General features: G+C 33.8%; 18 protein-coding genes. 11 read left to right on the forward strand and 7 right to left on the reverse strand.

Features of this window, described 5'->3' with window-relative positions:
* Positions 1 to 6 precede the first annotated feature (6 nt).
* The 3 genes from H4O20_RS07780 (at position 7) to H4O20_RS07790 (ending at position 2,904) form a co-directional block, all read left to right on the forward strand.
* Positions 7 to 840 carry an ATP cone domain-containing protein gene (locus tag H4O20_RS07780; protein WP_185098833.1) on the forward strand — a complete coding sequence of 278 codons (834 nt, stop codon included), beginning with the start codon at positions 7 to 9 and terminating at the stop codon, positions 838 to 840.
* Between the two features lie 2 nt (positions 841 to 842).
* The gene (locus tag H4O20_RS07785; RefSeq protein ID WP_185098834.1) at positions 843 to 2,213 is read left to right on the forward strand and encodes an MBL fold metallo-hydrolase RNA specificity domain-containing protein; all 1,371 of its coding nucleotides are present in this window, start codon (positions 843 to 845) and stop codon (positions 2,211 to 2,213) included.
* A 208-nt stretch (positions 2,214 to 2,421) separates the two neighbouring features.
* Positions 2,422 to 2,904, forward strand: coding sequence for a thioesterase family protein (locus tag H4O20_RS07790; protein WP_165150185.1), 483 nt, complete (start codon positions 2,422 to 2,424; stop codon positions 2,902 to 2,904).
* A gap of 46 nt (positions 2,905 to 2,950) precedes the next feature.
* Here H4O20_RS07790 and H4O20_RS07795 read toward each other — a convergent pair whose 3' ends face one another.
* On the reverse strand, positions 2,951 to 3,784 hold the full coding sequence (locus H4O20_RS07795) for an ATP cone domain-containing protein (RefSeq protein WP_306785642.1): 834 nt from the start codon (positions 3,782 to 3,784) through the stop codon (positions 2,951 to 2,953).
* Between the two features lie 305 nt (positions 3,785 to 4,089).
* A complete protein-coding gene (locus tag H4O20_RS07800) occupies positions 4,090 to 4,599 on the reverse strand; it encodes a hypothetical protein (protein WP_185098836.1) in 510 nt (169 codons plus the stop codon).
* A 226-nt stretch (positions 4,600 to 4,825) separates the two neighbouring features.
* On the opposite strand from H4O20_RS07800, the gene H4O20_RS07805 reads away from it, so the two are divergent.
* Positions 4,826 to 5,458: a hypothetical protein gene (locus H4O20_RS07805; protein WP_185098837.1), complete on the forward strand. Its 633-nt coding sequence runs from the start codon at positions 4,826 to 4,828 to the stop codon at positions 5,456 to 5,458.
* A gap of 11 nt (positions 5,459 to 5,469) precedes the next feature.
* Here the strand turns inward: H4O20_RS07805 and H4O20_RS07810 are convergent, their stop codons facing one another.
* Positions 5,470 to 6,297 carry a universal stress protein gene (locus tag H4O20_RS07810; RefSeq protein ID WP_185098838.1) on the reverse strand — a complete coding sequence of 276 codons (828 nt, stop codon included), beginning with the start codon at positions 6,295 to 6,297 and terminating at the stop codon, positions 5,470 to 5,472.
* A 213-nt stretch (positions 6,298 to 6,510) separates the two neighbouring features.
* On the opposite strand from H4O20_RS07810, the gene H4O20_RS07815 reads away from it, so the two are divergent.
* The 7 genes from H4O20_RS07815 (at position 6,511) to H4O20_RS07845 (ending at position 13,348) form a co-directional block, all read left to right on the forward strand.
* The gene (locus H4O20_RS07815; RefSeq protein WP_185098839.1) at positions 6,511 to 7,014 is read left to right on the forward strand and encodes a c-type cytochrome; all 504 of its coding nucleotides are present in this window, start codon (positions 6,511 to 6,513) and stop codon (positions 7,012 to 7,014) included.
* A 192-nt stretch (positions 7,015 to 7,206) separates the two neighbouring features.
* Complete coding sequence (gene nosZ, locus H4O20_RS07820) at positions 7,207 to 9,177, forward strand: Sec-dependent nitrous-oxide reductase (protein WP_185098840.1); 1,971 nt, start codon at positions 7,207 to 7,209, stop codon at positions 9,175 to 9,177.
* A 168-nt stretch (positions 9,178 to 9,345) separates the two neighbouring features.
* Positions 9,346 to 9,954 carry a hypothetical protein gene (locus H4O20_RS07825; RefSeq protein WP_139856517.1) on the forward strand — a complete coding sequence of 203 codons (609 nt, stop codon included), beginning with the start codon at positions 9,346 to 9,348 and terminating at the stop codon, positions 9,952 to 9,954.
* A 113-nt stretch (positions 9,955 to 10,067) separates the two neighbouring features.
* The gene (locus tag H4O20_RS07830; RefSeq protein WP_185098841.1) at positions 10,068 to 10,502 is read left to right on the forward strand and encodes a nitrous oxide reductase accessory protein NosL; all 435 of its coding nucleotides are present in this window, start codon (positions 10,068 to 10,070) and stop codon (positions 10,500 to 10,502) included.
* Between the two features lie 117 nt (positions 10,503 to 10,619).
* Complete coding sequence (locus H4O20_RS07835; RefSeq protein WP_241836899.1) at positions 10,620 to 11,876, forward strand: nitrous oxide reductase family maturation protein NosD; 1,257 nt, start codon at positions 10,620 to 10,622, stop codon at positions 11,874 to 11,876.
* The gene (locus H4O20_RS07840) at positions 11,863 to 12,573 is read left to right on the forward strand and encodes an ABC transporter ATP-binding protein (RefSeq protein WP_139856519.1); all 711 of its coding nucleotides are present in this window, start codon (positions 11,863 to 11,865) and stop codon (positions 12,571 to 12,573) included. The genes H4O20_RS07835 and H4O20_RS07840 overlap by 14 nt, the downstream gene beginning before the upstream one ends.
* On the forward strand, positions 12,566 to 13,348 hold the full coding sequence (locus H4O20_RS07845; protein WP_185098842.1) for an ABC transporter permease: 783 nt from the start codon (positions 12,566 to 12,568) through the stop codon (positions 13,346 to 13,348). The genes H4O20_RS07840 and H4O20_RS07845 overlap by 8 nt, the downstream gene beginning before the upstream one ends.
* 779 nt (positions 13,349 to 14,127) lie before the next feature.
* Here the strand turns inward: H4O20_RS07845 and H4O20_RS07850 are convergent.
* The 4 genes from H4O20_RS07850 to H4O20_RS15160 form a co-directional block, all read right to left on the reverse strand.
* Positions 14,128 to 15,807 (reverse strand): hypothetical protein, encoded by a 1,680-nt coding sequence (locus H4O20_RS07850; protein WP_185098843.1) that lies wholly within the window; start codon positions 15,805 to 15,807, stop codon positions 14,128 to 14,130.
* Entirely contained in the window at positions 15,804 to 16,091 is a 288-nt protein-coding gene (locus H4O20_RS07855) for a hypothetical protein (RefSeq protein WP_185098844.1), read from the reverse strand. Before H4O20_RS07855 ends, H4O20_RS07850 begins: the two co-directional genes overlap by 4 nt.
* Before the next feature lie 353 nt (positions 16,092 to 16,444).
* Positions 16,445 to 17,401 carry a tetratricopeptide repeat protein gene (locus H4O20_RS07860; protein ID WP_185098845.1) on the reverse strand — a complete coding sequence of 319 codons (957 nt, stop codon included), beginning with the start codon at positions 17,399 to 17,401 and terminating at the stop codon, positions 16,445 to 16,447.
* A 13-nt stretch (positions 17,402 to 17,414) separates the two neighbouring features.
* Positions 17,415 to 17,543 carry a hypothetical protein gene (locus H4O20_RS15160; RefSeq protein ID WP_260402660.1) on the reverse strand — a complete coding sequence of 43 codons (129 nt, stop codon included), beginning with the start codon at positions 17,541 to 17,543 and terminating at the stop codon, positions 17,415 to 17,417.
* Positions 17,544 to 17,931 lie beyond the last annotated feature (388 nt).

Raw genomic sequence — 17,931 nt, forward strand, 5'->3', positions numbered from 1 at the left:
AAAATAATGGTTGTTGAAGTTATTAAGCATTCTGGAGAGCGGACAGATTTTTCAATCGATAAATTGAAATCTTCACTTCGAAAAAGTGGTGCGGAAGAGGCATTGGTTAATGAAATTTCAAACAACGTCCGCGACGAGTTATATCAGGGCATTTCAACAAAAGAAATATATAATCGTGCCTTTGCTCTTCTCAAAAAAGAGAAGAAAGGATATGCTTCAAAATACAAGCTAAAAAAAGCAATTTACGAGTTAGGACCTACGGGATTTCCTTTTGAAAAATTTATAGCTGCCTTGTTGTTTTATAGTGGCTATAAAGTAAAAACTGGGCAGTTTTTACAAGGAAAATGCGTCCTTCACGAGGTTGATGTTGTTGCACGTAAAAACGACCAATTTATTGTTATAGAATGTAAGTTTCACAGTGATGAAGGTCGAAATTGTAATGTGAAAATTCCACTGTATATCCATTCCCGATATCGAGATATTTTAAATAATTATAACGATAAAAATGAAGCAGAAAAGCCAACTGAAGGATGGGTGGTTACTAATACTCGTTTTACAGAAGATGCTTTACAATACGGGAAATGTGCAGGGCTTTATTTGTTAAGTTGGGATTATCCAAAAGACAACGGTATTAGAGACCGAATAGATCGATTGGGGCTTTACCCAATTACTGCTTCAACCTTAATGAGTCAGCGAGAAAAGCAGTTTTTGCTCAGTCGTGATATAGTGCTTTGCAAACAATTAATAAACGATGATTTTTACTTAGACCACTTGGGTATTTCTGAAAACAGACAAGCTCGAATTTTAGAAGAGATAAAAATCTTGTGTAAACACAACTAGTTATGCAAAAGATAAAAGTTCATTTTTTAGGTGCAACTGGAACGGTAACAGGTTCTAAGTTTTATATTGAAACTCCAGAGCAAAATATTTTAATTGACTGTGGAATGTTTCAAGGGGTAAAGGAGATGCGGGAGAAAAACTGGCAAGATTTACCTATAGCTATTTCTGCAATAGACGTTGTATTATTAACGCATGGGCATTTAGACCATACAGGATATTTACCGCGTTTGGTGAAAAATGGATATAGAGGTAAGATTATTGGAACTGCACCTACTTTAGCAATCGCAAAAATTATATTGCTAGACAGTGCCAAAATTCACGAGGAAGAAGCTGAAAGGGCAAATGAAGAAGGATATTCTAAACATACACCTGCCGAGCCATTTTACACTTTACAAGAAGCTGAGGTTACCTTAGGCTTTTTCCAATCGGAAGAAAGAGACCAATGGATTCAACTTTCAGAAAATATTAAATATAGATTTAAATATAACGGGCATATAATTGGAGCTACTTTTATTGAATTAGATATTTTCGGTAAAACTTTTGTCTTCTCTGGAGATATTGGTCGCGAACACGATTTATTGCTCTCTCCACCCGAAAAACCAGAATGGGCCGACTATCTATTTATTGAAAGCACCTATGGAAATAAACTTCATCCGCAAGAAAGTGTTTCAGATAAATTGGTAGAACTCATCACTAAGACTATTCACAATAGGGGAAATCTTATTATTCCATCATTTGCAGTAGAACGGCTACAGACTTTGATGTTTTTGCTTTGGAAGTTGTACAATGAAAACCGAATTCCAAACATTCCAATATTTATTGATAGCCCAATGGGAAATAATGTGCTATCGGTATTTCAGAATTTTTCAGACTGGCACAAAATACCAATGAAAGATTTTAATGCAATGAGTAAAAGGATGAATATAATTACATCCTATAAAGAAACTTGGGAAACAATTGATAACTCGCAACCCAAGGTAGTTATTGCTGGAAGTGGAATGGTTACTGGAGGTAGAGTATTAACGTATCTAAAACAAATGATCGATAAAACAAATACTTCCGTTTTGTTAGTTGGTTACCAAGCTGAAGGTACTCGTGGGCGACAGATGTTAGAAGGAGCTCACGAATTAAAATTCTTTGGAAAATATCACCCCGTGAAGGCAGATATACACCATATTGAAAGTCTTTCCGCCCACGCAGATCAGCAAGGGCTTTTAAATTGGACGAGTGAAATTAAAAACATACCAGAGCAAACATTTTTAATTCACGGAGAGCCCACAGCACAAGATGTTCTTCGCCTAAAACTTCAAGATACTTATGGTTGGAAGGTTTCAATTCCTAAGCTATTTGATGTTAAGGAAATCTTAGTGTAAATGATTTATTTTGAAGTGATTTGATTGGATGTCAGAAACGTTTTGAATCTATTCTGCATTCTCAAATCTATTTTCAAATTGTGATGGTTATTAGTTTTTTAAATTTCTAATTTTGTTTCAGCCTTGAAAAAGCTCATCACTAATTTTAAAAAAGTTGAATTATTAGTTAGGTTCTATCCTTTTTCGGCTGTTATTTTAAAGATAAACTATGAAAGAATTCTGGCACAAGCACAATTTAAGAGTTCACTATAAGCAAACAGACCAAATGGGAGTGGTACATCACGCCAATTACGTCACTTGGTTTGAAATTGGTCGTACAGAAATGATGCGTTCCAATGGGCTTCCTTACAGCAAAATGGAAAGTATGGGCTTAATGCTGCCTGTTTTAGATGTTCAAGTTAAATATCATAAACCCGCACTTTACGATGAGGCTATCGGGATATTTACAAAGATAAAAAGTCAATCCGCCGTTAGATTAGAATTCTATTATGAAGCAAGACGACTAGGAAAAGCAGGTACGCCTTTGTCTTTAGATGAAAATATAGAGGGAGAACCTGAAGGAGAACTTCTGGCATCTGGAACATCCCTGCATATGTGGTTGGATAAAAGCTGGAAACCAGTTAGGCTAAATAGCAGGGCGCCTGAAGTTTATGAATTAATTCAAAATATATCGATAGATTCTAATCGATAATGTTTACTAGAAAATATAATGGAAAAAGCTGTGTAACCTTTCTTTATTAAAGATTACACAGCTTTTTTATTTCACTTAGAACCCTTTTCTGTCGTATTGGGGAGAGTCCTATTTTTTTAAGTAAATAAGAAGACTCGTATAATTCTTTAGTTAGAATAACATTTTTTTCGATAAGAAGATGCTTTTCCTTCTTTGTCAAAGTTGTTAGCGTTGTAATAGGGTAGAGGGTATATTTATCTATATTGTGTTTAATTCCATTGTTATCAGGATAATCCCAACTCATTAAATGCAGTCCAACACATTCGGAATAATCAATCGCGTCTTTCGAAAAACGTGTGTTAGTAACTAACCATCCTTGTTTTAAATGAGATTTTTTCTCAGGATCATTGTTCCATCGCCTTTGAATATCTAAAAATCGAGAGTTAATATATAGCGGCACTATTACATTACTTACAGCCCTAGGATCTGCATGAAATTTACATTCTACAGTGTAAGCATTACCATCTTTCTCAGCTAGAACATCAACTTCGTGTGTTATACATTCACCTTGTAAAGTAATTCCAACTTGTGTTGTATAACCATGGTGCTTCAGAACGGCGCCAATTAAACTTTCAAAAGGGAATCCTGTGGGACCTAAATCTAAAATAGCCCGTTTTAGACTATATTTAGAAGCTGAAACGCGGTTGAGTTTTTTTAGTATAGAATACGCTGTTTTGTAAATTTCTTTAGACTTCATTCCGTCGTAAAGCGTAGGCATAATCTTATCAACTACCTGATCTATTTCGCTTTCAGAAGCCTTACTCCTTCTAAGTGAATTTTTTAATTTTTCAACTTTAAACTCTTCAATGTCACCGTTGAATTTTTCTATTTTTATATCCATTTTCCCCATAGTATTATATTACTCTAAATATCTGTAAAAAATCCTTCAAACAAACGTTATTTAGAAATGTAGAACTTCTACTCATACAATTCAATATGAATCTGTCTGTTTACAACATATTCAAAATTTGATAATTATAATGTCTATTTTGTGATTTTACTGAATATCATTTGAGTTTATAGAATATTAAATAAGCTTTATAGGTTAAATGTTTTAAATAGCAAGATGTTAATTCCCGCTAGGTAATTCCATTAAGTGTTTAAGCTAATGAAGACTTTGAATTATTTTAAAATATGCTTATTGCCCTATTCAAAATAGTTAAAATATCCATCTAGATTTTCCTTAATACTTTTCTTGATTTTTACACCTTCGTCTACAGTTGTAACCTTTCCTAAAGCTTCAATTTTCTCGATTAGCGGATGTAAGAATACGTGTAAATTATCGTGAGATGGTCCTTCCATAGTACACTCCTTAACAACGAAGTTTTTTACTTCATTTAAGTTAGAAGCTAAAGCGTGGTACCCCTCAGTGGTTTTAGTTTCAGTAGACTTAAGCATATCCAACATTTTATTTACTCCTTCAGTAGTTTCAATATTTGCTTCCCACTTATCGCCGTTGTCTAGTTTTATTTCATCTACCCAAGCATTGTTTAAAGAATGCATTTCGGCAGCTACTTCTTCGTGGTTAGCGTGCGAATTGGAAGTATCGTGCTCGTGCATTTCTTCAATACTAGTAGTTACATCTTTTGTTTTTGTTTCGTTACAGCTCACTAATAAAGCTGAAATGATTGCTAATGATAAAATTGTATTTTTCATAATATTTATATTTTTTGATTTTTCATGTTTAACTGTTTGAAAATTTAACTTTTAACAAATCACGGGATTTTTATATCAAAAAGTTATGATTATAATCATATTCAGGTTTATTGAAACCACATATTTTTATTCCATCTATTTTATTTTCAATTAATTTAAAAAAGAGAAGCGTATATTTACATAAGGCTAGTATAGATATTGATATTGCCTTTCTAATTTTAATTTGATGAAAAACATAGTTTTTCCTTTGGTATTGGTAATTCTTTTTGCTAGTTGCTCGAGTAGTCGCTTGGTAGAAGAATACATTAATAAGGAGAGCCCGAATTTCCAAGCTCAAAAGGTATTGGTAGTGGGTTTAACCCCGGATGGTGGTTTGCAACGCCAATTTGAATACAGTCTAGTAAAAGCTTTGAAAGATGAAAATATAATAGCAGTTAAAAGTGTGGATTATTTTGAAAGTAATGTGAACGACATTGATCAAACTGAAGAGAATTTAGAAAATCTTAAAATGCAATTATTAAACGAAAGTTTTGATGCAGTACTCTTGTCAAAAATAGTAGGGCAGGAGAATAAGGTTACTATGGCGCAATCTTATAGAAATCTTACAAGATCTTTTCAGTCATTTAATGATTACTACAATGAAAATAGAGTAGTTTATGAAAATGACCAAGTTGAAGATTATCCAGTTTATAATACAGAAACATCCTTGTTTTGTCTTTGCCCAGGTAGGAACAACGATTTAATATGGAGAGGGAAAATAGACATAGTAAATCCTCCTACTGCAGCTACTTCAATTCGAGATTATGTAAATACTCTGATGCAAGCACTTAAAAAGAACAACCTGCTAATTTTAAGGTAGATTTCTTAAAATCAATTTCTAAATATCAACAGAGGAACCTTAGAACTGTAGCTGATTTTGGAAGTTTCTGAGCCAAATATAAAACGGTCTAACAAACTTTTTCTCTCTACAAACATAGCGTGAAGTTGAACAGGAATTAATTGTGTAAAGGCATCAATCGCAACAGCAGAAGGAATATTCTTAATACAAAAACGCTCTATATTTATTCCTTTAAAAAGATCGATATAATTACCTTTTGGTGAATTAACTTCTACATTGTTTTCTTCTATTTCCAATATTTTTAGGGTTGAATCGTGTTTTCGAACTATATCTAAAATTACTGCTAAAGCATCAGTTTTAAGTTCATACTGATAATTTACAGATAGTAAAACGGATTCAATTTTATTATAGACATATCCTTCTGGAATTGCTAAAACTGGACAGTTTGCTTTTCTAATTAGTTTTAATGTATTACTGCCAAATACAACTTCTTCAGCTCCAGTTGCTCCATTTGTGCCCATGATAATAAGTTCAATATTATTTAAACTTACTGCTTGATTTACGGCATCAACTATATTGTCGAAATCAATTTTCGGGACAAAAGTGAAGTTTTCATTTTCAGATTGCGATTCACAATGGCGAATCAACTTTTCAAGTTCCTTTTTATTATCGTCTAAAATCCCATCATAAACTGAATCTCCTGCAGCGCCATATAAAACATCTGCAGTTATATATCCTGTTGGTTTTTGTGAATTTAGAATATGAAATGTAACAGTTTCTCCTTCAAAAAGCTTCAATGAGTATTCGATTGCATTTTTTGAATTTTTAGAAAAGTCTGTAGGTAAGAGTATATTTTTCATAAGCTATTCTTTACTCAAATATATAGACAATGATTGTTTTAAAGAATGATTAATGTCATTAATATTTAGATTTTCAATTTTTAAATTACAACATAATTTACCGAAGACATTTAATTTTACAATAAATGACCAAAAGGTCGTAAATATGATAAATGTCATTTTACAAGCCTCCATTATAAAATACATTTGTTCTATAATTTAATTCTAACAACTATGAAAAACATAATTAAATCGATGGCTGCACTCGTAATATTACTCCTAGTAAGTTGCGGTGGAAAAGAAGAGAAAAAGAAAGAAGGAATTCAAATTGGTCAAAAACCAGCTCCAACTGAGACTCCAAAAGAAACACCAACTTCAACTGTTAAGCCTTCTGAAACAATAGACCTTACTAATAAAGGAATTGGTCCTATTAAAAACGTAGATCTTTCTGCTGAGGTTGACGATGCAATGGCTGCCAAAGGTTTAGATCTATTTAAATCAAAATGTATGGCTTGTCACAAAGTTGACAAAAAGTTTATTGGTCCAGCTCCAACAGGAATTCTTGAAAGACGTACTCCAGAGTGGGTAATGAATATGATACTTGATCCAGAAGGAATGGTTCAAAACGACCCTTTAGCAAAAGCTTTATTACAAGAGTTTAACGGTTCGCCAATGGCCAATCAGAGCTTAACTGAAGAAGAAGCAAGACAAATACTAGAATATTTTAGAACTCTATAGTATTAGATAACTAACCAGATTTCCCTTGCAGAGCTGTAAGTTCTGCAGGGGTTCTTAAAAGTAAAGCTGTAATTCTATACAATCCTAATACTAAGCATAAACGTCTGACCGACACGGAATGGTGCATGTAGTAGATAAGGTATTCTTAATGGCAAATTAGTTTTAAAACAATGTAATTTAAATAATAGACCAATGAAAAAATCAATTAATATTTTAATCTCCGCAATTATGGTAGCCGGTTTGGTTAGCTGTAATGATGGCGGAACAAAAAAGAGCAAAAGTGGAGGCCAAGGAGGTTTGGCAACCAATGCTGCTGAAAGGGTGTATGTGGCTCCCGGAGAGCATGACGAATTCTACGGATTTATGTCTGGAGGATTTAGTGGACAACTAGGTGTGTACGGTCTACCATCAGGGCGTTTGTTAAAAGTACTTCCAGTATTCTCTCAAAACCCAGAAAATGGTTGGGGATATACTGAAGAAACTAAACCGATGTTAAATACATCTTTCGGGTTTGTACCTTGGGATGACTCTCACCACCCTGATATTTCTCAAACTGAAGGAGTACTAGATGGACGTTGGATATTTATTAATGGAAACAACACTCCGCGTATCGCTCGTATAGGTTTAGAAAGTTTTAAAACTGAAGAAATTATTGAAATCCCAAATAGTGCGGGTAACCACAGTTCTTCATTTATTACTGAAAATACTGAGTATGTAGTTGCAGGAACACGTTTCTCTGTGCCAGTGCCTCAGAAAGATATGTCTATTAATGAATACAAGGGTAATTTTAAAGGTGCCTTAACTTTTATTAAAGTAGATCAAGAAACAGGAAGAATGAATATTAAATTCCAGCTAATGATGCCTGGATTTAACTACGATCTTTCTCACCCAGGACGTGATAAGAGTCATGGTTGGTTCTTCTTTACTACATATAATACTGAAGAAGCTCACTCTTTATTGGAAGTAAACGCTTCACAAAACGATAAAGACTTTATTGCGGCTGTAAACTGGAAAAAAATTGAAGAATACGTAAATAATGGTGGTGGTAAAAAGGTACCTGCAAGATATGCACACAACATCTTAGATGAGCATACGCATACTGCAACTTCTACTATGATTGATGAGGTTCTTACTGTAGATCCATTAGAAGTGCCAGGAGCAGTTTACTTCCTGCCAACTCCAAAATCTCCTCACGGATGTGACGTAGATCCTACTGGAGAATACATTATCGGTAACGGAAAACTTTCGGCTGATTTAACTGTTCACAGTTTTACTAAAATGCTTGATGCAATCGAAAACAAGAAATTTGATGGAGAAGCTTATGGTATTCCAATTCTAAACTTCGAGGATATTCTTGCTGGAGTTGTAAAACAACCAGGATTAGGACCATTACACACTGAATTTGATGGAAAAGGAAATGCTTATACTACCTTCTTTATTTCTTCTGAAGTTGTAAAATGGAAAGTAGGAACTTGGGAAGTATTAGACCGTCAACCAGTATTCTATTCTGTAGGTCACGGGATGATTCCTGGAGGAAACTCACGTAAGCCATTTGGAAAATACTTTGTAGCCTTAAACAAAATTACAAAAGACAGATACTTGCCAACTGGTCCTGAGCTAACTCAGTCTGCTCAATTATTTGATATCACTGGAGATAAAATGGAATTACTGTTAGACTTTCCAACTATTGGTGAACCTCACTACGCAGCTGCTATTCCTGCAGAAATGGTTGCTCCGAAGTCTAGAAAGATTTTCAAATTAGCAGAAAACAAACACAAATATGCAGTACTAGACAACAGCGATGTTAGAGTAGAGCGCGATGGAAAAGAAGTTCATATTTATATGAATATGATTAGAAGTCACTTTAACCCTGATAATATTGAAGGTGTAAAAGTGGGTGACAAAGTATATTTCCATATTACAAACCACGAACAAGACTTTGATGTACCTCACGGTTTCGCAGTAATTGGTGCAAATAATGCCGAAATGCTAATTATGCCAGGAGCAACCGAAACTTTAGTTTGGGAACCAAAACAAGTAGGTGTATGGCCATTCTATTGTACCGACTTCTGTTCTGCACTTCACCAAGAAATGCAAGGATATGTACGAGTTAGCCCAGCTGATTCGGATATTGAATTGTCTTGGACTTTAGGTGAAGATTAAAAGATGTTTTTAGTAGTGAAAATACATATTAGTGATTAGTAGTATTTTCAGTGAAGACGGGGGTTGTTGATTTCCCCCGTCTTTTTTAAAGATGTTAAATTCTAAAATTTATTCTTCTCACATCTCACATCTCACATCTCACATCTAATATCTCAAATCTCTAAAAAAATGAAAAAAGCAGGAATAATAATGATAATTGGCTCCTTGCTATTATTGGGTCTATTTAAATTCCCATTGTGGAATATTATGCTTGGTGCACCACAATACCCAGATCCGTTAGGAATGGATATTTACATTCAAGGAATTCAAGGGGTTGAAGAATTTGATATTCAAAATATTGACGGACTTAACCACTATATCGGGATGAAGCCAATCCCTAAAGTAGAAGAAATGTGGGAGTTTGATGTGTTTCCAAAAGTTGTCGGACTTATGATAGCCCTTGGAGTAATCATCGGTATTCTTGGCTTCCTAGGAAAACTAAGTTATAAATGGTTCTTGGGCTGGTTTATTGTTATGTCTATTCTCGGTTTATTAGGAATGTACGATTTTAACCTGTGGCTAATAGACTACGGAACTGATCTCGACCCAAAAGCTATTATGAAATTGGAAAATCTAGACGGTACTCCTATGACCTATAAACCACCACTTATTGGTTATCAAAAAATGTTGAATTTCGATGTAGATTCTTGGCCAGGAGTAGGGGCCTATATGATCTTTATTGGGATGTTACTAACTGTAGTAGCCTTCTTTGTAGGAAAAAAAGAATATAATAAATAAAGCTTCTCCTTTATAACTCGCATTCAATGTGAGAAAAATGATAAAGAGGAATACAGGTCGAGTTCCCGATTTTATAGGGAACGGAAATCGTAAACTTATAAACTTATATAATCATGAAAATCATACAATTATTTTTAATTTCATTGCTATTTGTATCTTGTAATGTTAGCCCGCAGCCCATTAATTATGGATCAGATGCTTGTCATTACTGCGATATGACTATTGTAGATAGACAGCACGCTTCACAAATGGTTACGGCTAAAGGTAAAGTTTATAAATATGATGCTATTGAGTGTATGGTTCATTCCTTACAAGATGAATTTAAGGACACAGAAATGGCGCATAAAATAGTAGCTAACCTAAATAGTCCAGGTGAATTGATTGATGCTTCAAACGCTTCATATTTGGTGAGTGAAAACTTGCAAAGTCCTATGGGGGCAAACCTATCTGCATTTGCAAATACCGAAGAGGCTCAAAATGCACAAGAAAAGTTTACTGGTAAAATATATAGTTGGGATGATATTCAGAAACACTTAAAGTTGAAATAGAAAATGACTTCAGCAGTTTTTTATCAGCTTTACGGCGCTATGAAGCCTTGCAGAAGTCATTTTTTTAATTCTTAAATCGATTGAGTTACAGGCTTAGTATTGCTAAATTCTAATAAAATTTTGAAAAACAAATTCTACATATTATTCCTTTTTATTTCCTTGTTTTCCCTTACAAATCTATGGTCGCAAACAATTACTGTATGCGCTACCTGCCCAGTGAAGTCTATAAAAGAGGCTGTTAAACAAGCATCGGAAGGGGATACTATTTTGGTGAAAAAAGGTGTTTATAAAGAAGCTAATATTAAAATTGATAAAGGTATTACGCTTATTGGTGAAGATCTTCCTACTATAGATGGAGAAGAAAAAGGAGAGATAATTACCATTGGTACAGACAACGTTACCATAGACGGATTTAAAATTATAAACGTAGGCGTAAGCTACACCACAGATTATGCTGCGGTACGAGTTGTAAATAGCACGGGTTTTCTTATTCAGAATTTGGAACTCGAAAAGCTTTTCTTCGGAATTTACCTTCAAAAATCTAACGACGGTAAAGTTTTAAATAACAAGGTTAGGGGAGAAGCTGTGACTGAGTTTAACTCTGGAAATGCAGTTCATTTATGGTATTGCAAAAATGTTGAGGTTATAGGTAATGATGTGCAAAATGTTCGCGATGGGATTTATCTAGAATTCTCAGATAATATAACCATAAAGGATAATTTTAGTAAGAACAACGTTCGATACGGACTTCACTTTATGTTCAGTAACAACAACTATGTAATCAATAATACTTTTGAAACTAATGGTGCAGGAATAGCATTGATGTTTTCAAAATTTATGCAAGTTGAAAATAATATTATTCAGAAAAACTGGGGAACAGCGGCTTATGGTTTATTGTTAAAAGAAGTAAACGACGCCAACATAAAAAACAATTTATTCTTCGAAAATACTGTTGGAATTACGGTAGAGGGAAGTAATCGTTTGGAATATTCTAACAACGATTTTACGAGTAATGGGTATGCTTTAAAAGTGAAAGGTGCCTGCTATCAAAACCATGTAATAAATAATAACTTTCTGTATAATTCATTCGATATATCCTATAACGGACGTATTAATGACAATAAATTCGACAATAATTTTTGGAGTAATTATACCGGTTACGACCTCAATAAAAACGGTATAGGAGATGTTCCTTATCGACCTGTAAAACTGTTTTCATATATAGTAAACCGAACTCCAGAAACGATAATTTTAATGCGCAGCCTATTTATAGACATAATAGACTTTTCAGAAAAAGTATCTCCAGTATTTACTCCAGACGATTTATTGGATGAAAATCCAAAAATGAAACGTATAGATCATGATAGAAATTAAGGATTTACATAAAAAATTTGGCAAAAACGAAGTGCTAAAAGGCATTGACCTTTCTATAGGTGAAGGTGGAATATTTTCCATTCTCGGTCCGAATGGTTCAGGGAAAACTACACTTATAAAAGCTATTCTTGGGATGGTAATACCAGATTCAGGTGAAATTCTCTTTAATGGAGAATCTTTAAAAAACAATTTTAAATATCGCGATAAGATTGACTATTTACCACAAATAGCCAATTTCCCTGGAAATTTGAAGGTAAGTGAGCTTATAGAGATGATTAAAGACCTAAGGGCTACTAAGGCAACACATGACGAAGCTTTAATAGATTTGTTTAAACTGCAGCCTTTCTTGAATAAACGGCTTGTAAACCTCTCTGGAGGAACAAAACAAAAAGTAAACTTAGTGCTTACTTTTATGTTTGACAGTCCGTTAATTATTCTGGATGAGCCTACAAGTGGTCTAGATCCTATTTCTCATTTAAGATTGAAGAATTTAATTTTTGCCGAAAAGGAGAAGGGAAAAACAATTCTTGTAACCTCTCATATTTTAAGTTTCGTGGAAGAAATTGCCGATGAAATTGTTTTCCTATTAGAAGGCAAAATTTACTTTAAAGGTAGTATCACAGAACTTAAAACTAAGACCGAACAACCAGATTTTGAACACGCAATAGCCTCTATTTTATCCGCAAGTTATGCTTAAGATACTAAAATATAGTTTTTACGATTTAATGCGCAGCCGTTGGAGCTACGTATACTTTCTGTTTTATTTACTGCTTGGTATTGTTCTATTGTTTTTAAACAACGATTTATCAAAAGCAGTGATAACATTAATGAACGTTATCATCATCCTTGTTCCTTTAATAGGAACCATTTTTGGTGTGATGTATTATTACAATTCTCGCGAATTTACTGAGCTTCTTTTAGCACAACCTATTAAGCGAAGTTCTATTTTTTTAGGGCAGTACTTTGGTGTTGCCACCTCCTTAGCAATGAGTTTAATTATCGGGCTAGGACTTCCATTTGCCTTTTATGGAATCTTTAATAGTAGTGCTATTTGGGATTTCTCATTACTATTAATCACTGGTGGATTTCTTACCTTTATTTTTACCGCTTTAGCCTTTGTTATAGCACTCTCTAACGAAAATAAAATCAAAGGTTTTGGGTATGCTATCTTACTTTGGCTTTTTATGGCAGTAATCTACGACGGATTATTTTTAATGTCACTGTTGTATTTTGAAGACTACCCTTTAGATAAATTCTCATTATTTGCCACTATGCTAAACCCAGTGGATTTATCGAGAGTTTTAATACTACTGAAACTCGACATTTCTGCTTTATTAGGATACACCGGAGCCGTATTTCAACAATTCTTCGGAACCAGTTTTGGTGTAATTTTGTCTTTTGTAATGCTAGTGTGTTGGGTTGTTATTCCAACTTTCTTTATCTGGAGAATAGCTAAGCGGAAGGATTTTTAAAAGTTGGATAACACTGCATTTACCAACATTTTATAAGTGAAATAGACTTTAAATATGGAGTATGTGAGAATCCACAGAGAAGATAATCTAAACAAGCTAAATAATTCCATGGGGTCAGTTGCAATAACTTTTGATTTCTATATTATTTTATCAATGCAATTCTCTCTATTTTAAATTATTCGTAACGTGAGTCTGTGCATCAACTCACTTCGGACTAAAAATAATGAATCCATTGTTATCTAGAGCGGCTTTAAAACGATATTATTTTCGATTCTTAAATATGGATATTTTTTATCAGGTAAAAGAAAGCCTTCCATATAAGCCAAAATCACTTCAAATAGGGTCGAAAATTCAGTCATAAGCCCTTTGAGCCTTTTTTTCAACACTTCTGGTCCCAGAATAGACGAGTTACCATTGCGACTTTTACCGCCCGTGGGCCACCGCTACACTGGCAAGAGCAAATCAAAAAACAGTTAAACAGACCTATATAAAAAAACGTGAATCCCGACGTAATGGGACTCCTATGGCCAAAAAGAAAGTAAACGACCAAACAAACCTGAAAAACAGTGGAGAAAAACTACAAAATGTACAGTGCGCTATAATTCCTTAGCAAAAATTGAGGTAAACAATCCCAAATCAGGGAAAACCGACTCCTGAAAACCCATCCCAAACTAGACCAATCCCCATAAGGGCAAACCGACATACACCGGTTCAGTCAACACTGCATTCATGTTGGGTCGTACCGACCACACGAATGCTTAGTTATTGTGCGTAGTAATTTATTTTTTATAATTAAACATTAATCCCAAAGGTGATTTTTTCAAATTCCGTCTTTCGTTATCCATTTCTTTCATTTTTTCAACCGTTTTGGGTAAATCTTTAATTTTTGGCGCATCCATTAATTGATTAAGAGCAACTGTCGAAAGGCCGTATAAAGGTGTTCCTAAACAAGCAGAAGCTATCTCTACAGAACCCATTACAAGCCAAGAACCGAAATCTTTTCCAGCAATTTTCCATTTTTTATTAACGAGCTCCTCAATATTTTTTTGATGTTGATTAAACGCAAAATTTAGATTGTTGAATACTTTATGAGATGTAGTTGTAAAATCAAATTCATTAGCCAATACTAATTCATCAATTCCTTTAGACAAAATTTCTCTAATCTCATTTATAGCACCATTTTTTCTTAATTCGATTAGTCCTTTGGGTGGTATTTTACCAATCCATTGAAGTCTGGTATTGTCTAGACCATTTAATCCCTTAACGATATGCATTTTAGCAAAATCCCTTTCTGGATAAGTCCTTTCTGAATCATATTCTAATTTCCATTTAAAATATTCCCAAGAAGTTGGTGCATCAATTAAAGGAATTCCTCCAACTTTTGTGGACTTTAGCAAAAGTTCGTTGCAAACACTCATTCTACCAAATCCCATCATTGAAACTATAATTCCAGGATTATCAGTTCTTAAAGCTTTGGCAGAATCTCCTTCCATTTGATTCTTTATTTGAAGTTCTAGAGATTCTTTAAACTCTGTATCAAATAAAACTCGGTTTTTGTCTTTTATTTCATTTGTGACTTTTTCAACGGTATTTAAACTTTTTCCAAACTCTATTAGTTCTTCCATACTCTCAAACTTTCTGTCAAAGACTTTTTGAGCATGGTAAAGAGCATCTTTTTCACCTAGTTTAGAAATATTCTCATAAGCGAACTCATCCATCATTTCCTTATCTGGAAGAATTGCTATTATTGGTTTGTCAAGTTCAGTAAGAGCAAGCTCTTTGTATTGTAAAATATTTAAAGCGTGTTTTAATAGATAGTATACTCTTTGTTCTTTAGTCCAGACTTCGAACATATGCCTTGACCTAATAAAAGGACAAGGAAGAATAATTGTGTCAGTATATATTCCGCATTTTGAAGCTATGTTTTCTTCATTTGAAGGAAATAAATCTCCGCCAAAAACCGCCTTAATTGATTCATAATCATCTTCGAGATGTAAATAGCCTGATTCTGCAACTAATTCCCAAAATTCCTCGAGATCCTTTAGAATGGGTTCTATTACTTCATTCAAGTGGTCTATTGACTGCTTACCATAGGCTATGACATTTGCTACTTGATGCGGTGTAACATCTTTTTCAATCATAATTTGATAGAAGTGATTGAAATTTCCGTGAATTCTATTGAAATAACCTTCTTGAATTTGTTGAAGTGAAATAGCACTTTTCATTTTGTCTCTGTGGTCAAAATGCTCAGCAGCAAGAGCTATTGAGCGTATACGACCATCAATTGTTGAAAGGTCAGGTTCTCCGTTTTTATCAAATCTTGCTTTAGAAAAACTTTCTTCCAAGCCGTCACGCATACTTTCGGCAAACTTGATTTTTCCTTCCTTCATTAGGTCTCTTAAAATCAAAACTCGCCTTTTGACTCTTTCTTCGTATTCTTTTTCTTCTTTAGATTTCATTCGTTATTACGCACAACGGCAGTCTGTCTCAAAACTACACTAATTTTTCTTTTAAATTCAGTTTCAGGTTTAAGATTTCCGTATTTCATTAATTTTATAAAATTTCTCTGGAATGCGATTTTTAAAGCTTGCTGAGTGGATAATTGGGTTATAGCAAGCAACATAACCCCTAAAAACGAATTGAGCGCAGCGCAAACGGCCGTTATATCGAACTTTACACCGAGATTAAAGAGTCGTTTAAGGTTGTAGGCAAGGGTCATCAAGCCGGCATCTGCCGAAGCCACGGCTATCTTTTGCGACTTTTACAGCCCGTGAGCCACCGCTACACTGGCAAGAGCAAATCAAAAAACAGTTAAACAGACCTATATAAAAAAACGTGAATCCCGACGTAACGGGACTCCTATGGCCAAAAAGAAAGTAAACGACCAAACAAACCTGAAAAACAGTGGAGAAAAACTACAAAATGTACAGAGCGCTATAATTCCTTAGCAAAAATTGAGTTAAACGATCCCAAATCAGGGAAAACCGACTCCTGAAAACCCATCCCAAACTAGACCAATCCCCATAAGGACAAACCGACATACACCGGTTCAGTCAACACTGCATTCATGTTGGGTCGTACCGACCACACGAATGCTTAGTTATTGTAGGTAGTTTTTTTACAGTAATTTTTTAATAATTCTATTCCTCTTTTCTGTCCGAGTTCGGATAGTTCATTCCAATCTTTACAAGCTAATTCCAATTGTCCAGTTTCATAATAAATAGCAGCTCTATTATATAGCGCATCTATATTTTTTGGGTCAAGTTCATAGCTCTTTGTAAAATTTTTTATTGAACTCTCATAATCTTTATTTTGATAGTCATTTATTGCTTTATTGAAATATTCTCCTGCTTCTTGAATTATTCTCGTATCTCCTCCATAAAAATGGTCTAATTGATAAAAAGAATCAGTGAAAAACTTCATTGAAATTCCACGAAAAGTCTTGGTTTTTTCATCTTTTAAAACAAAAGGCATTTCTAAAGTTTCAAGGTGTTTAAATCTTTCTGTATTCCAAAGTTTATAAGACTTGTCAATTACTTTTTTTACTCGTTTAATTTTAGTTGAATCAGAAGTATCAGAGTAATTTATTAAAGTGCTAACTTTTTTGTTTTTTAAATCAATGGTTATAACTCCTTTAGCTTTAAAGTTACTATGTTTATTCTTAAAAGCATTGTTTAACTCTAGCATTAAACTTGACTTTAAAGTTGGTGTGTAAAATTCATTCGCAATATGATTTTTACTTTCTCCTTTTGCTTCTTTAATTTCATTAAACAGCTTTTGTTCTTTGACGAAAAAAAATCTTTTCAGTTTGTCATTGTCTATTCCGCCAATCGATTCACAAAGTATGAGAGTGTCATTTTTTATTTTTTCAATTTCATAGCCAGAAGTTGAAGATGTTTTGATGAAATTTTGATTTATTGAGTATGGAAAACAAACCTCGTTTACTCGATGAGTTGGATTGCCATTTGTGCACATTTCCAGTTTTTTAAAACTGTAATTTACATATGAAGAATCAGTCAAAAATCGGTCAATTAAATTGCTGCCATCTTTCATCTCAATCTTATATTTAATCCAATCGCCATACAATTCCGAAGTGTTGATTGTTTGACAATATGATTTGATTGAGATAAGTAGAAGTATTAAAAGTATGTTCTTTGTCATTTTCAAAATTACCTACAACGGCAGTCTGTCTCAAAACTACACTAATTTTCTTTTAATTTCAGTTGCAGGGTTAATATTTCTGTATTTCATGAATTTTATGAAATTTCTCTGGAATGCGATTTTTAAAGCTTGCTGAGTGGATAATTGGGTTATAGCAAGCAATATAATTTTCAAAAATATATAAGATGTGCCAAAATGAAAATTAGAAAAATCAATTTCTAAAAACCCATCCCAAACTAGACCAATCCCCATAAGGGCAAACCGACATACACTGGTTCAGTCAACACTGCATTTATGTTGTGTCGTACCGACCACACGAATGCTTAGTTATTGGCTGTAGTGTTTTTTTCAATCCCATATGTTTGGTCTATCAATTTTCATTGCTCTTAAATACGACAGAAATTGTCCTGCGTGAACTGATT

It is taken from the genome of Aequorivita sp. 609, from assembly GCF_014212065.1.
Lineage (GTDB): Bacteria > Bacteroidota > Bacteroidia > Flavobacteriales > Flavobacteriaceae > Aequorivita > Aequorivita sinensis.